13 protein-coding genes are annotated in these 15,280 nt (G+C 68.8%); 6 read left to right on the forward strand and 7 right to left on the reverse strand.

Features of this window, described 5'->3' with window-relative positions; genetic code table 11:
• Window positions 1-28: 28 nt before the first annotated feature.
• From QWG60_RS13900 to QWG60_RS13915, 4 genes are read left to right on the forward strand one after another with little or no spacing between them, the layout of a single operon-like run.
• The gene (locus QWG60_RS13900) at window positions 29-1,009 is read left to right on the forward strand and encodes a Bug family tripartite tricarboxylate transporter substrate binding protein (RefSeq protein ID WP_107181161.1); all 981 of its coding nucleotides are present in this window, start codon (window positions 29-31) and stop codon (window positions 1,007-1,009) included.
• Complete coding sequence (locus tag QWG60_RS13905) at window positions 1,006-1,455, forward strand: tripartite tricarboxylate transporter TctB family protein (protein WP_046078289.1); 450 nt, start codon at window positions 1,006-1,008, stop codon at window positions 1,453-1,455. The genes QWG60_RS13900 and QWG60_RS13905 overlap by 4 nt, the downstream gene beginning before the upstream one ends.
• A gap of 12 nt (window positions 1,456-1,467) precedes the next feature.
• Window positions 1,468-2,976, forward strand: a complete 1,509-nt coding sequence (locus tag QWG60_RS13910) for a tripartite tricarboxylate transporter permease (protein WP_046078290.1) — start codon at window positions 1,468-1,470, stop codon at window positions 2,974-2,976.
• 58 nt (window positions 2,977-3,034) lie between these two features.
• Window positions 3,035-4,096 (forward strand): AbrB family transcriptional regulator, encoded by a 1,062-nt coding sequence (locus tag QWG60_RS13915; protein ID WP_186810063.1) that lies wholly within the window; start codon window positions 3,035-3,037, stop codon window positions 4,094-4,096.
• Window positions 4,097-4,127: 31 nt separating this feature from the next.
• On the opposite strand, the gene QWG60_RS13920 is transcribed toward QWG60_RS13915, so the two are convergent.
• The 4 genes from QWG60_RS13920 to QWG60_RS13935 are packed head-to-tail and all read right to left on the reverse strand — an operon-like array spanning window position 4,128 to window position 8,766.
• Window positions 4,128-4,496 carry an AtuA-related protein gene (locus QWG60_RS13920; protein WP_146908552.1) on the reverse strand — a complete coding sequence of 123 codons (369 nt, stop codon included), beginning with the start codon at window positions 4,494-4,496 and terminating at the stop codon, window positions 4,128-4,130.
• Window positions 4,477-5,865, reverse strand: a complete 1,389-nt coding sequence (locus tag QWG60_RS13925; RefSeq protein WP_146908554.1) for an acyclic terpene utilization AtuA family protein — start codon at window positions 5,863-5,865, stop codon at window positions 4,477-4,479. Before QWG60_RS13925 ends, QWG60_RS13920 begins: the two co-directional genes overlap by 20 nt.
• The gene (locus tag QWG60_RS13930) at window positions 5,862-7,772 is read right to left on the reverse strand and encodes a TRAP transporter permease (protein WP_146908556.1); all 1,911 of its coding nucleotides are present in this window, start codon (window positions 7,770-7,772) and stop codon (window positions 5,862-5,864) included. Before QWG60_RS13930 ends, QWG60_RS13925 begins: the two co-directional genes overlap by 4 nt.
• 22 nt (window positions 7,773-7,794) lie before the next feature.
• A complete protein-coding gene (locus tag QWG60_RS13935; RefSeq protein WP_146908559.1) occupies window positions 7,795-8,766 on the reverse strand; it encodes a TAXI family TRAP transporter solute-binding subunit in 972 nt (323 codons plus the stop codon).
• Window positions 8,767-8,903: 137 nt separating this feature from the next.
• On the opposite strand from QWG60_RS13935, the gene QWG60_RS13940 reads away from it, so the two are divergent.
• Window positions 8,904-9,806 (forward strand): LysR family transcriptional regulator, encoded by a 903-nt coding sequence (locus QWG60_RS13940; RefSeq protein ID WP_146908561.1) that lies wholly within the window; start codon window positions 8,904-8,906, stop codon window positions 9,804-9,806.
• A 124-nt stretch (window positions 9,807-9,930) separates the two neighbouring features.
• Window positions 9,931-11,277 (forward strand): exodeoxyribonuclease VII large subunit, encoded by a 1,347-nt coding sequence (gene xseA, locus QWG60_RS13945; RefSeq protein WP_146908564.1) that lies wholly within the window; start codon window positions 9,931-9,933, stop codon window positions 11,275-11,277.
• Window positions 11,278-11,304: 27 nt separating this feature from the next.
• Here the strand turns inward: xseA and glrR are convergent, their stop codons facing one another.
• From glrR to QWG60_RS13960, 3 genes are read right to left on the reverse strand one after another with little or no spacing between them, the layout of a single operon-like run.
• Window positions 11,305-12,699 (reverse strand): two-component system response regulator GlrR, encoded by a 1,395-nt coding sequence (glrR, locus tag QWG60_RS13950; RefSeq protein WP_046078292.1) that lies wholly within the window; start codon window positions 12,697-12,699, stop codon window positions 11,305-11,307.
• Window positions 12,700-12,714: 15 nt separating this feature from the next.
• Window positions 12,715-13,257, reverse strand: a complete 543-nt coding sequence (locus tag QWG60_RS13955; RefSeq protein WP_046078293.1) for a hypothetical protein — start codon at window positions 13,255-13,257, stop codon at window positions 12,715-12,717.
• Entirely contained in the window at window positions 13,254-14,738 is a 1,485-nt protein-coding gene (locus QWG60_RS13960) for an ATP-binding protein (RefSeq protein WP_146908566.1), read from the reverse strand. Before QWG60_RS13960 ends, QWG60_RS13955 begins: the two co-directional genes overlap by 4 nt.
• Window positions 14,739-15,280: the final 542 nt, after the last annotated feature.

The following is a 15,280-nucleotide window of genomic DNA, read 5'->3' on the forward strand; positions in this document are numbered from 1 at the left end:
CCGCATAACAAGAGAACAGGAGTTCGCCATGAAGATCAACACGGCCATCCGCCACGCCTCCGGCATCGCCCTGCTGGGCGGCGCCCTGCTCGCCGGCCAGGCCCAGGCCGCCGACGAAGCCGAATGCATCGCGCCCGCCAAGCCTGGCGGCGGCTACGACCTGACCTGCCGCCTGGCGGCCAACGGCCTGCTGGCCGCCGAGCTCATCGACGAGCCGATGCTGGTCACCTACATGCCCGGCGGCATCGGCGCGGTAGCCTACAACCACGTCAACGGCGTGCGCAGCGACGACGACAACCTGATCGTCGCGGCCAGCACCGGCGCCGCCGTCAACCTGGCGCTGGGCAAGTTCGGCCAGTACGACGCCGGCGAAGTGCGCTGGCTCGGCGCCCTGGGCGTCGACTATGGCGCCATCGTGGTCAATGCCGATGCCCCCTGGCAGACCCTCGACGAGCTGATGGCCGACCTGAAGGAGAACCCGAGCTCGGTGGCCTTCGGCGCCGGCGGCACCGTGGGCAGCCAGGACTGGATGAAAGCCGCGCTGACCGCCAAGGCCGGCGACGTCGACCCGCGCGAGCTGCGCTACGTGGCGTTCGAGGGCGGCGGCGAGGCGCTGGCCGCACTGCTGGGCGACCACATCCAGGTGTTCACCGGCGACCTGTCCGAGCTGCAGTCCCAGCTCGAGAGCGGCAAGGTGCGCGTGCTGGCCTCGCTCTCCGAGGAGCGCATGGGCGGCCCCTACGCCGACATCCCCACCGCCGCCGAGCAGGGCTACGACGTCGAGTGGCCGATCTGGCGCGGCTACTACATGGGCCCGGACGTCAGCGACGAGGCCTACCAGGCCTGGATCGAGCGCTTCGAGGAGCTGGCCGACAACCCCGGCTTCGCCGAGATGCGCGAGGAGCGCGGGCTGTTCCCGATGGCGCGCTTCGGTGACGACTTCGACGCCTACGTGAAGGACCAGGTCGCCGACTTCCAGTCACTGGCCGAAGAAGTGGGTCTGAAATGAGAATCGCCGCCGACCGACTGCTGGGCCTGGCCCTGATCGGTCTGGCGGCGTTCATCGCCGTCCAGTCCCTTCAGCTGCAGGTGCCCTTCAGCTACGAGCCCGTGGGGCCGAAAGCCTTCCCGCTGGGGCTGGCGGCCCTCCTCGCCGCCCTGGCACTGGTGCTGGTGTTCAAGCCCGGCGAAGACGGCGAGTGGCCGGCTCCTGCCCTGGCGCTACGGCTGCTGGGCGTGCTCGGCCTGCTGCTGGTCTACGCCCTGCTGTTCACCCGCCTGGGCTTCATTCCCGCCTCCTTCCTGGTGGTGGCGACCCTGGCCCGGCTGTTCGACGCCAGCTGGCCCAAGGCCCTCGTGACCGCCGCGCTGATGGCCGCGGGCAGCGACTTCCTGTTCACCGAGGGGCTCGGCATCGGCCTGCCCGACGGCACCTGGCTGGCCGACATCCTCTAACGGAGCTGCGAGATGTTCGATTTCCTGATCGAGGGGTTCGGCGTCGCACTGAGCCCCCTGAACCTTGGGCTGGCCTTCCTCGGCGCCCTGCTGGGCACCCTGTTCGGCGCGCTGCCGGGCATCGGCCCGATCAACGGCATCGCCATCCTGATGCCGCTGGCCTACACCCTCGGCCTGCCCGCCGAGTCGGCGCTGATCCTGCTGGCCGGCATCTATACCGGCGCCGAGTACGGCGGCCGCATGTCCAGCATCCTGCTCAACGTGCCCGGCGACGCCGGCGCGGTGATGACCACCCTGGACGGCCATCCGCTGGCCAAGCAGGGCCTGGCCGGCCCGGCGCTGGGCCTGTCGGCGGTGAGCTCCTTCGTCGGCGCCACCATCGCCATCATCGGCCTGACGCTGTTCGCGCCGCTGCTGGCCGAAGTGGCGGTGATGTTCGGCCCGGCCGAATTCTTCGCGCTGATGATCTTCGCCTTCTCGTCGATGGCGGTGATGATGGGCAAGGACCCGGTCAAGACCGCCATCGGCGCGGTGCTGGGCGTGCTGATCGCCACCGTGGGCGTCGACGGCGGCACCGGCGTGATGCGCTTCACCTTCGGCATGCCGGAGCTCTATGACGGCGTCGACTTCGTGGTGATGATCATCGGCCTGTTCGCCATCAGCGAGATCCTGCTGATGCTCGAGCACGCCCACCGCCGCGACGCCGACGACGAGATGCCGCCGCTGGGCCGGGTCTTCGTCAGCCTCAAGGAAGTGCTGCACTGCAAGGGCGCCATGGGCCGCTCGGGCCTGCTCGGCTTCATCATCGGCGTGCTGCCGGGCACCGGCGCCTCGGTGGCGGGCGCGGTGTCCTACACCACCGAGAAGCGCCTTTCAGACAAGGACGGCACCTTCGGCAAGGGCGACATGCGCGGCCTGGCGGCCCCGGAGGCGGCCAACAACGCCTCGGCGGCGGGCTCCTTCGTGCCGATGCTGACGCTGGGCATCCCCGGCTCCGGCACCACCGCGGTGCTGCTCGGCGCTCTGATGCTCTACAACATCACCCCGGGCCCGATGATGTTCACCGAGCGCCCCGAGGTGGCCGGCGGCCTGATCGCCTCGCTTTACATCGGCAACATCGTGCTGCTGGCACTGAACCTGCCGCTGGCCGGCGTGTTCGCCCGGGTGCTGACCATCCCGCGCTGGGTGCTGGTGCCGGCCATCGCCATTCTGGCCTTCGTCGGCGTCTACCAGCTGCACTCCGACCTGACCGCCATCTACCTGATGCTGATCATCGGCGTGTTCGGCTACCTGCTGCGCAAGCTCGGCTTCTCGCTGGCGCCGGTGATCCTCGGCTACGTGCTGGGCGGGCTGATGGAGCAGAACCTGCGCCGGGCGCTGTCGATCAGCGGTGGCGACGCGGGTATCCTGTGGCAGTCCGGCATCTCGCTGGGGCTGTGGATCGCCGCCGCCGCGCTGCTGGTACTGCCCTGGCTGGTGCCGAAGCTGCTCGCCGGTCGCTCTCGCCGCCACGCCGGCTGACCCACGCATCGGGCCCGCTCAAGCGGGCCCGATGCGTTGTGAATGGAGACACCTCGCCTTGCCTACCCTCGCGTCCTTTCCTCTACTGCCGCTGCTGCGTTTCCTGCCCACCCTGGCGCTGGGCATTGCCGGCGGCGCGCTGGCCTTCGCCGTGAACCTGCCGCTGCCGTGGCTGCTCGGCGCCATGATCGCCACCACCGTGGCGAGCCTCTCAGGCGTGCGGCTGCGCTCGCCGGGCCGCGGGCGCAAGGGCGTGCTGGTGGTGATCGGGGTGATGCTGGGCTCGGCCTTCACGCCGCAGCTGTCCGGCGACCTGGGCCTGTGGAGCCTGAGCCTGGCGGTGATGCTGGTGGCCACGGCGGCGATGATGGCCTTCTCGGTGTGGTTCTCGCAGCGCGTGGCCGGCCACACGCGGGAGACCTCGCTGTACGCCGGCGTGCCGGGCGGGGTCTCCACGGTCACGGTGATGGCCATGGCCTCCGACGCCGACCTGCGGGTGGTGGGCATGACCCACGCGGTGCGCATCCTGGTGCTGCTGGTGGCGATTCCGCCGGTGCTGCAGGCGATCGGCCACGTCGACCTGGCCGGCGCCACGCCGGACCTGTCGCAGTGGCTGTGGCTGCCCGGCCTCGCGGATGCGGCCTGGCTGACGGCGGCGGGCCTCGGCGGGCTCGCCCTCGGGCGGCTGCTGCGCCTGCCCAACGCGCTGCTGTTCGGCCCGGCGCTGGTGTCGGCGGCGCTGCATCTCTCCGGCGTCACCCACGCCGCGGTGCCGCCGACGCTGCTGGCCCTGGCCCAGGTGCTGATCGGCGTCTCGGTGGGCGTGCGCTTCGCCGGCACCTCGCTGGCCCGGGTCGGCCACGCCCTGGTGATGGCCGTCGCCCAGGCGCTGGTGCTGCTGGCGATCGCCGTGCTGGCCGCCTGGGCCGGCCACCTGCTGACCGGCGTTTCCCCCGCCGCCGCACTGCTCGCCTACATGCCGGGCGGCGCCCCGGAGCTGAGCCTGGTGGCGCTGACGCTCGGCATCGATCCGGCCTTCGTCACCACCCACCACCTGCTGCGCATCAGCGTGCTGGTGCTGATCCTGCCGGGGCTGCTGAAGCGGCTAGGAAAACGCTGATGCATTGCTGCGCCGAAAGGGAAGAGCCGCGTTAGCGCTGTGGCTCGGCGTCTTCGACCGTCACCGTCATGCCCAGCAGCAGGAAGGACAGCGTCTTGCCATGCCCGTCCAGGTTAAGGGCGCCGTTGACGCCCCCCTGCAGCACGTCGTCGATCACCAGGTTCATGCCTCCCAGGCCCGGCATGGGATAGCGCCGCACCCGACTGGCTCCACGATGAGCGAACAGGGCGAGCACTCGCTCTTCGGTTACATGCCTGAGCAGCGTCTCGTAGTGCTCGGGGGAGTAGGCGAACAGTGCCAGGTTGAGGCGGTCCCCCTTGTCGCCGGCCCGAGCATGGGCCAGTCGATGCAGCGGAACGGTCTTGGCGTCGATGGCAGCGTCAGCTGGCGATGGGCGCATGGCAGCTTTCCTCGATCAGAGTGGCAAAGGCCTCGACGTCGGTACGCTTGACCAGATAGGAGGCGGTAAACACCCGGCGCTGGAAGTGACGGCGGACGCCGCCACCTCCCGCCGGGCCGGCGCAATACAGGGCCAGCAGTTCCTGGGTCGCTCGCTCGACCCACCCACGCTCGGCGTGCTCGACGGCAAGTCGCAGACGATAGTCACCGTCGGCTGCCGCCGTCATCCGGCGCTGCAGCGCGCCATCGTCATCATCGAACACACTGGCATGGCCGATGATATCCAGGCGCTGACGCAACTCGGGCGGGGCACGAAAGGTCAGGCGTTCGCGCAGCACATCGCTCGCCAGACGCGCCCTCGCCAGGGCATTGGGACCGGCATAGGAGATTTCGGCTTCTCCCTGCCAGCCGCCTTCGTAGCACACCGTGGTCTTGAGCCGTTCAGGCGCCGGCTTGCCCTTGATACCGCCGATCTCGACACGGTCGGGCCCGAGCTGCCTCACACCAACCTGAGAGAGATCCACCACGACATCGGGCGTCAGGTAGTTGACCGGATCATGCACCTCATAGAGCAGCTGCTCTTTCACGGTCCGCACGGTCACGCAGCCCCCCGTGCCCGGCGGCTTGGTCACCACCAGGCGACCGTCGGATTCCACCTCGATGATCGGATAGCCCAGCGTCGCCAGGCCGGGCACGTCCTTGACGCCGGGGTCGGCGAAATAGCCGCCGCTGACCTGGGCGCCGCATTCCCCAAGATGTCCAGCCATCATGCCGGCCGCCAGGCGATCCCAGTCGTCCCAGGCCCAGCCGAAATGATGCACCAGCGGCGCCAGGAACAGGGCCGGATCGGCCACCCGCCCCGTCACCACCACCTCGGCATCCAGCTCCAGGGCCTGCACCAACGGCGCGGCTCCCAGATAAACGTTGGCCGAGATCAGGTCCTCGTCACCGGGCAGCGCGCGCGTCTCGGCTTCCCAGGGAGCGAGATCCAGATCGGCGAGGCGTGCGCGGATATCGTCACCGTGCACACGACCGATCCGCGCGGCGGGTCGTCCCACCCGCGCGGCAAGACGCCTGACAAGCTCACATGCCCCCGCCGGGTTGGCGGCCCCGAAGTTGCCCAGGATAGCGATGCCATGATCGAGACAATCCCGCAGTACGGGCGCCAGCAGCTCGTCCATCAGCGGCTCGTAGCCGGCATCCGGAGCGTCACGCATGGCGCGGTGCGCGGCGGCGAGGGTGCGCTCGCCCAGGGTCTCGAAGACCAACGCGGAAGGCAGTCCACGGCGGATCAATTCGGCGACCACGGGAATCGCCGCATCGGTGCGGTCACCGGAGAACCCGGCTCCGCTGCCTATCAGGAAGGTCATGAGCGGGTCTCCTTGGCCGGCACGTGGTTCGAGGCCAGGCCAGCGCCGGCGGCGTCTCGCCGGGACAGCGTCAGGCGACGGCCATGGAGCCCTCCCAGGATCGCCAGGGCCGCGAGCGTCGTCAGCCATCCTGGCGTCAAGGCCAGGGCGATGGTCAACATCAGCCCGACGGTATCCAGCAGTCGTACGCCGGTGATGCTCGCCCGCGACATCAGGGCGGCAAACGCCAGCACGAAGGCCACGCCTTGAGAGGCGGCCAGCACGATGTCGAGCCAGTTGCCGAATCCCGCCAGCGCGGGATAGATCAACAGCAGGAAGGGAATGACGTAGATGGCCGCCGCCAGCCGCACGGCCTCGCCCGCCGCCGGCAACCAGTTGGTCCGGGCGATACCCGAAGCAACGAACACCGCCACGCAGACCGGCGGCGTGATCACCGACAGAGTGGCGAAATAGAACACGAACAGGTGGGCGATCAGCGGCTCGACGCCGATATCGGTCAACGCCGGCGCCAGCACCGAGGCCACCAGGACATAGGCCGCCGTGGTGGGAATCCCCATGCCCAGAATCAGGCATACCCCGCCGACGATCGCCGCCACCAGAAACATGGACTGGCCGCCAAGATCGACGATCAGACTGGCGAGAGTCACCCCGATGCCGGTCATGCCGATCATCGCTACCAGAATCTGGGCGCCGGCCAGCAGCACGCCGATGATAACCATGCCCTTGCCGGCATCCACCAGGCCGGCGAGCAGCTTGGCAAGAATGTCTCGCCACGATCTTCCGGCCAGCACGGCAAACAGCGTGAAGGAAAGGAACGTCATCAGGATGCCAAAGAAGGCCGACGTCTGGATCGAGCGACCGCTGAGCACGCCGTAGAAGAGCCCCCCGAGGGCGGCCAGGATAGGAACAAGGCGCTCGGCTCGCAGGATGCTGCGCCACGCGGGCAACTCGTCGTCCGGCACCACACGCAGGCCACGACGCCTGGCCACCAGCTGGATCGTCACGAACACGCCCAGATAGAAGAGGATGGCGGGCAGCAGGGCCGCCAGAGCGATGCGCACATAACTCTCGCCAAGGATCTCGGCCATGATGAAGGCTGCCGCACCGAGTATCGGCGGGGCGATCTGCCCGCCGGTGGAGGCGACCGCCTCGACCCCGGCGGCGAAGGGACGTGGATAGTCCAGGCGCTTCATCATCGGAATGGTGAAGTTGCCCGTGGTGGCCACATTGGCCACGGCGCTGCCGCTGACCATGCCGAACAGCCCCGACGCCACGGTAGCGACCTTGGCGGCTCCGCCCGGTGAACGGCCGCTGATGCGCAACGCCAGGTCCATGAAGGTCTGCCCCCCACCGGTATGCAGCAGCAGGCAGCCGAACAGCACGAAGGCGGCGATGGTGGTGGCAGCCACCCCGACAAGCATGCCCCACACGCCCCTGTCGCCGAGATAGAGCGTCTCGGTGATGAAGGCCAGGTCGAACCCGCGATGCCCCAGGCTGCCGGGAATCAGAGCCCCGAAGTAGGCATAGGCCAGGCCTGCGATCACCAGCAGGGGAAAGATGGCGCCGATGGCACGCCGCGACAGTTCCAGGATCGCCACCAGCAGCACGCCCGTCATCAGCATGTCCCGGGGCGTGGCCCAGGGCAGCTCGACGAGAATGCGCTGATGATTCATCACGACATAGCTACAGGCCGCCACGACTCCCACGGCGAGGACCAGATCCACGGCCAGGCCCAGCGGCCGCCAGCGCGTGCCAGCCGCCAGCGGATAGATGGTCAGCCCCAGCAGCAGGACCAGGGCAAGGAAGATCCCACGCTGGACCAGGCTTTCGAAGGGCCCCGTCGCCGAGGTGTACAGGATCAGGCCGCCCACCGCCAACGCCAGCCCCTTGGTTAGATGCTCACGCATGCGTTACTCCTCCCGTCGAACCTTACTGAACCGGCTGCAAGGCGTCGGGAATCTCGTAACCCTGTTCCTCGAAATAGCGTGCCGCTCCGGGATGCAGCGGCACGCTACCCACCTCGAGCGTCATCTTCGCCATGTCGGCCCCATCCACCGCCGAGAAGGCGTTGGCTTGCGGCTCGGGGTTTTCCATCACGGCCTTGACGATCTGGTAGGCGGTTTCCTCGTCGAGGCCGGGCTTGGCATGCACCGCGACCCCGAAGGCCCAGGTGCGATAGGCGGGAACACCCTCTGCCGCACCCTCGGGAATGTCGACGACGGCCACGTCCGGCATCTTTTCCTTCAGCGTTGCCGCCTGCTCCTCGTTGAGCGACAGCACCTTGACCGGAGTGAAGGTGGCGATGTCCATGCTCGAGCCGTCAAGGCGCTCACCGACGCCGGACTTCACGTAACCGGCAATGCGGCCGTCCTTGATCGAGTCGACCACGTCGGTCGTGGAACCACGCACATAGTCGGGGGAGATGCCCAGGGTCTCCATGACCGCCTCGGTGGTGCTTTCCGTCGCCGAGCCGGTAATGCCGGGATTGAGCCTCACGCCTTCGAGCGCCTGCATCGAGTCGACTCCGGCATCCTCGCGCAGCACCACGTTCTGCGGGGCGACCGTGTAGACCCACAGCAGCCGGCTGTCGACGGGGTGGCCCTCGAAATCGTCGCTCCCCTGATAGGCGTGATAGCCGGTATTGGTGGTCACCAGCCCCAGATCGATCTGATCTCGGCTGATGCGACGCAGGTTGTCCACCGTGGCCCCGGTTTCGGCCACCGAAGAACTGACGTCGGGGACCTGATTGTTGATGATCTGATTGACGGCCACGAAGTAGCTGTAGTGGCTCGAGGAACTCGAGGTCGACCCGATCAGCAGGCGCTCCTCGGCATGGCCGGTCGCCACGGTCCCGAAGAGGGCGAAGCCCAGGGCGAGGGAAGAGATCAGCGTCTTGTTCATATTGGCGGCTCCATGACCCGCAACCGGGTCTTTTATCGTTGTCGTCGAGCACCCGTGGATACTCCTCGCTTGGCAGCTTCGGCCGACCCGCCTATTTTGTATATTGAAATGTTTTTAACTTTCCTTAAATTTTATAAATGAATCCCAGCATCCAGCAGCTCAAGGCCTTTATCGCCGTGGCTCGCTCGCGCAGCCTGGCCGAGGCCGGCGAGCGCGTTCACCTGTCTCCGCCGGCGCTGTCCATCGCCATTCGCAAGCTCGAAGAGGCGGTGGGGGGCCAGCTGTTCACACGCACCACGCGCCAGCTCTCCCTCACGCCAGAAGGCAAGGCTTTCCTGCCGGTAGCACTGCGCCTGCTCAGCGACTGGGAAGAAGCATTCGAAGACCTCAACGACCTGTTCTCCAAGCAGCGCGGCAAGATTACCCTGGCCTCTCTGCCCACCCTCGCGGCAGGTCTCCTGCCCGATATCATCGCCCGCTTCCGTGAACGCTATCCCCGCATCAACCTGAGCCTGCACGACGTCCTCGCCGACGAGGTCAGCCAGCAGGTCCGCGAGGGACGCGCCGACCTGGGTTTTTCCGTACCGCCGATGGCGTCGGAGGACCTGGCCTTCGAGACGCTGATGATCGATCGCTACGTCGCCGTCTGTCCGCAGGGGCATTCCCTGCTCGGACATGGCGAAGTGAAGTGGGAGCAGTTGGCGGGGCACTCCTTCATCGGCCTGAGCCGGCTGTCCAGCGTGCGCCAGGACATCGACCGCATCATGCAGGAAGTCGACGAGCCGCTGGACATCCTCTGCGACGTCAACCAGATCGCGACCGTCGGCCGGATGGTGGCGGCCGGTCTCGGCATCAGCGTGCTGCCCTCTCTGAGCTTTCGGCAGATCGCCAATGACGGCATCGAGCAGCGACCTCTCGTCTCGCCAACCATTCGCCGCGAACTCGGCATGATCATGCGTCGGCGCGACTCGCTTTCGGCCGCGGCGTGTGCACTGACGGACAGCATTCGAGAAGCCGCGCGCAAGGAATGGCCGTCCTGACACCCTCCCCTACCATGAAACACTCCCCGTGTGCCCCTCGACCGGCTAGCGGCCGACGGTGTCGGTCCGCTACAGTACGTGGCGCCGGCTTCCAGCCACCGACTCTCCCCCGCCCAGGATGCCCATGCCCCCCAGCGACGACACCGCCCTCTCGGTCACCGAACTCAACCGACGCGCCCGCCAGGCGCTGGAGCAGGACGTCGGCGACGTCTGGGTGGAGGGCGAGCTGTCCGGCGTGTCACGGCCGTCGTCGGGCCACGTCTATTTCACCCTCAAGGACGAGCGCGCCCAGCTGCGCTGCGCGCTGTTCCGCACCCGCGCGCGCTTCGTCGCCGCGCCGATGCGCGACGGCGATCGCGTCAAGGTGCGCGGCCGGGTGTCGCTGTTCGAGCCGCGGGGCGACTACCAGCTGATCGCCGAGGCGGTGCAGGCGGCGGGCGAAGGCGAGCTGCTGGCGGCCTATGAGCAGCTCAAGGCCAAGCTCGACGCCGAGGGGGTGTTCGCCAATGGCCGCGCCCTGCCCTTTCCGCCGCGCCACCTGCTGGTGCTCTCCTCGCCCACCGGGGCGGCGATCCGCGACGTGCTGGCGGTGCTGGCGGCGCGCTGGCCACTGGCCCAGGTGACGCTGATCCCGGTGCCGGTTCAGGGCCGTGAGGCGGCGCCGGCGATGATCGCCGCGCTGGGCCTGCTCAACCGCCAGGCGGCGCTGGATCCGGCGCGCGATGCCATCCTGCTCACCCGCGGCGGCGGCAGCCTGGAAGACCTGTGGGCCTTCAACGACGAACACCTGGCCCGGGCGATCTTCCACTCCCGGCTGCCAGTGATGTCGGCGGTAGGCCATGAGGTGGATGTGACGCTGTCCGATTTCGCCGCCGACCGCCGCGCGCCCACGCCCTCGGCCGCGGCGGAGCAGCTGGTGCCCGACCGTCGCGAGCTGCTGCAGCGCCTGCAGGCCCTGGAAAGCCGACTGCTGCGCGCCCAGCGCGCGCGGCTCGACACCGAGGCCCAGCGGCTCGATCACCTGCGTGCGCGGCTGCGCCACCCCGGCGAGGTGCTGGCCTTCCGGCGCCGCCAGCTGGAGCAGCTGGAGGGGCGACTGCGGCGGGCCATCCGGGCGCGGCTGGAGACCGCCCGTCGCCACGAGGCGGACCTCGAGCGTCGCCTGGCGCTGCGCTCGCCCGAGCGGCGCCTCGAGCAGGAGACCCGTCGCCTGACGCTGGCCCGTCAGCGCCTGCACCAGGCCATGCCCCGCACGCTGATCCATCAGCGCGAGCGACTGGCCGCCGTCGCCCGCGAGCTGCAGGCGGTCAGCCCGCTGGCGGTGCTGGGCCGCGGCTATGCCATCCTCGAGAACGACGAAGGCCGGGTGATCCGCCATGCGACGGATACCCGGCCCGGGGAGCGCCTGACGGCGCGGCTCGGCGAGGGGCGGCTGGCCCTGGAAGTGCTGCCCGGCGAAGACGCCGACTGACAGCTCCCCGCGCCTGACAGTCTCGCCTCAGGACGCCTCGCTGTGCGCGGTGCCCGGCTTGAAGGTCGAGGGCTCCAGCTCGTGGCGCGCCAGCAGCTTGTAGAAGTCGGTGCGGTTGCGCCCGGCGATACGCGCGGCCTGCGTCACGTTGCCCTCGGTGATCTTCAGCACCTTGATCAGGTAGCTGCGCTCGAAGCCGGCGCGGGCGTCGCTGAAGGTCGGCAGCGCGTTCTCCTCGGCGGCCAGCGCCTGGGCGACCAGCGCCTCGGGGATCATCGGCGCACTGGTCAGGGCCACGCACTGCTCGACCACGTTGACCAGCTGGCGCACGTTGCCCGGCCAGGCGCAGCCCGCCAGCAGGTTGAGCGCCTCGCGCGAGAAGCCCTTCACGAACGGCTTGTGGCGCTCCGCGGCCTGGGCCACCAGATGCTTGGCCAGCAGCGGCACGTCCTCGGCGCGCTCCTTGAGCGGCGGCAGCTTGAGGTTGACCACGTTGAGGCGATAGAAGAGGTCCTCGCGGAACTCGCCGTCGTGCATCGCCTGGCCCAGGTCGCGGTGGGTGGCCGAGATCAGCCGCACGTCGATCGGCACCGAGGTGGTGGAGCCCAGCGGGCGGATCTGGCGCTCCTGCAGGGCGCGCAGCAGCTTGACCTGCAGCGGCAGCGGCATGTCGCCGATCTCGTCGAGGAACAGGGTGCCGCCGTCGGCGGCCTGGAACAGGCCCTTGTGCTCGCTGATCGCGCCGGTGAAGGCGCCCTTGGCGTGGCCGAACAGCTCGCTCTCCAGCAGCTGCTCGGGCAGCGCGCCACAGTTGATGGCGACGAACGGCTTGTCGGCGCGCGGGCTCGCCTTGTGGATCGCCTCGGCCATCAGCTCCTTGCCCGAGCCGGAGGGGCCGGTGACCAGCACGCTGACGTCGGAGGTGGCCACCATCCGCGCCTGCTCGAGGAGACGTTCCATCTCCGGGCTACGGGTGATGATCGCCTCGCGCCAGCGGTCGTCGCCGTCGTTGCCGCCGGCGGCGCTGGACTGGCTCAGGGCCTCGTCGATGGTGGTGAACAGCTCCTCGCGGTCCACCGGCTTGGTCAGGAAGCCGAACACGCCCTGACGGGTGGCGCTCACGGCATCGGGAATCGAGCCGTGGGCGGTGAGGATGATCACCGGCAGGCCCGGCAGGCGGCGCTGGATCTCCTGGAACAGCGCCAGACCGTCCATCTCGTCCATGCGCATGTCGGACAGCACCAGGTCCGGGTTGCCGGCGTCCAGGTGCTTGAGGGCCGCGCGTCCGCTCTCGGCGGTGGTCACCCGATAGCCGCGGCTTTCCAGGCGCATGCCCAGCAGCTTAAGCAGGCTGGGGTCGTCATCCACCAGGAGGATGTTGGCCCCCTGATTCGGGGCTTGAGGGCTTCCGCTTGGCATCATGTTCGTGTCTCCCGCTTACTCGGTCTGCTGTCGCGAGTTGATGTTGCGCTCGATGTCGGTGAGCGCGTCCAGCTTCTCGCCCAGCTCGGCCTTCTCGTCCTCCAGCGACCGCTGGGCCCGGCGGCTCTCTTCCAGGCGCCGCCCCAGGGCGCGCCGCCCCTCCAGCTCGTTGAGCCAGTAGCGCAGCAGCGGCTGCAGCCGCGGCGGGGCCGCATGGAGGTCGGCCTTGTACAGTTCGGAGGCTTGATCCCATTCGCGCTCGTTGCCCCAGGCCAGCACGACCGCCCGGGCCAGGCGCTGATCGTGCGAGTCGCCGGAGACCCGCGTGAGCGTGACGTCGCGCCACTCACGGTCACCCCGCTGGGAGGCGAGGCCGAAGGCCACCCACTCCGGTAGCAGGCATGTCGTCTCGCCGAAATCCGGAATCTCGGCGTAGCAGCCGGCACTTTCCTCCACCACGGGCTCGCGGGGCTCTCCGGCCAGCTGCGCCGGCAGCCACTGGCAGCCGGTCAGGCCAGCCGACAGCAGGCACAGCAGCAGGGGGCGTGGGATCTTCATGGGTCGTTCCTTGCGTCGGCTACCGCCGGAGCGGTCAGCGATTCTTGATGGTCGGCGTCCGGCGCGGGCAGCGTCAGGCGGAAACACACCGCCAGGCGGTCGTCCTCCGCCAGCACCAGGCTGCCGTGCTGCAGGCGAGCGCAGTCGGCGGCCACCGACAGCCCGATGCCGGACCCCTTGAGCGCGCCCTTGCGGCGAATGCGCCCTTGATAGAACGCCTCGAACAGCCGCGCCCGATCTTCTTCGGGGATCGGTTCGCCGCTGTTGGCCACCTCGACGACCAGACAGCCGTGGGTGGCACGGGCGCGAATCTCCAGCTCGCCGCCGTCCTCGCCGTAGGCGACGGCGTTGGACACCAGGTTGTCGAGCAGGCGAGCCGTGGCCGTGCGGTCGAGCCGCCAGATCAGCGGGCCGTCGAAGCAGTGCACCGACATGCCCTTCTGCTGCAGGCCCAGGTGATGCTTGGCCAGCACCTCCTTGACCACGGTGGCCACGTCCAGACGCTCGATCTCGAGGCGCTGGTTGTGCTGCAGCAGGTTGTAGTCGAGCAGCTGCTCGATCAGCTGCTGCAGCTCGCCGCCGCTGGCGTCGATCAGCTCGAGGATCTCGCGCTGATGATCGGTGATATCGCCGGCCACGCCGTCGGCCAGCAGCGCGGAGCCCTCGCGGACGCTGGCCAGCGGCGTCTTGAGCTCGTGGGACATGTGGCGCAGGAACTGTTGCTTCTGTTCCTCCAGCTCGTCGAGCCGCGACGACAGCCAGTCGAGCCGCTCGTCGAGGCTGACCAGTTCGGCGGGCCCCTGCACCGGCGACGGCTGGGCGCTCCTGCCGGTGCTGCCGATACCCAGGATCCGCCGCTCGAGCTGGCGCACCGGCCGTACGATCAGCCGGGTGAACAGCAGCATCAGGATCAGGCTGGCCGACACCAGCGCCGCGGTCTGCCACCACAGACGATGCTGCACGGTCTCGGCACGCTGGCGAATCAGGTCCAGGCGATCGTCGATGCGCCGGTTGGTGGCGTGACGCATGGCCTCGGTGTGCTCGGCGAAGGGCAGGAAGTCGGTCAGTCGCTGCTTGAACGACTCCAGCGGTAGCTCCGGCAGCTCGGCGAGCCGGTCGAGCTGCCCGGACAGCGCCTCGACGTCCGGGTCGTCGGGCAGCAGCTCGCGCTGCTTGGCCAGCAGGCGGCGGTACTCCGCCAGGCGCTCGTCATAGATCTCGAGCAGGCTCTCCTGCTCGACCACCGCGTACTGACGCGCGCCACGTTCCATCTCCAGCGCCAGGGCGCCGAGCGTGCGGGCACGCCGGGTCTCCTCGACCGCCTGACGTGCGCTCTGGTCGGCGAGGCGCGAAAGTTCTGACAGCGCCTGCCCGGCCTGGAACATCAGCACGGCAAGGGGCAGCATCACCATCAGGAAGGCCAGCAGCACCAGCTGCAACAGCGAGCGCGGCCGCCAGCGGCGGGAAACGGCAGATGTCATGGCCAGCGTTCGGAAAAGGAGTGAGTCGGCAACCACTATCGTCTACCCGAGGATACCAGAGTTCGGCCTGTCACCCGCGCCGCATCGCGGCCGAGCAGGCAAAAAAAAGGCCGGCATAGCCGGCCCAATACGCAGGGAACTGAAGGGGTGGGAAAGCGTTCGATGACGCCGCTGGCGCCGCTCGATCGTTTACCCGGGGCCCGAGGGCCCATGAAGCGGCGGAATCCCCTTTCAGTCAGGGTGGGATTCCTGAGACGGCTCACCGTCTCGCTTCCTCTGACGGCCCCGCCGGGGCGTGGCCGTGCAATTGGTCCCCCTCGCGGGGGAGAGGCATCCTTGCCAGGGCATCCTTGCCCTCTCGGTACCCGTCCATGACGAGGTCGTCGGTACCGTCTCATCGCAACCTAAAGTCACACATCGCTGGAGCAGACGTTGGTCGCCGAGAGGCCAGGGGCACAGGGCAGTGTCGTCAGCTGCCTCTTGGCGACCGGGAAGCGGTTCGAGCCGTTTGAACCGCTTCCCGCTTGCTCCCCATGAGTATT

The sequence above is a fragment of the Halomonas halophila genome (genome assembly GCF_030406665.1).
GTDB classification, from domain to species: Bacteria; Pseudomonadota; Gammaproteobacteria; order Pseudomonadales; family Halomonadaceae; genus Halomonas; species Halomonas halophila.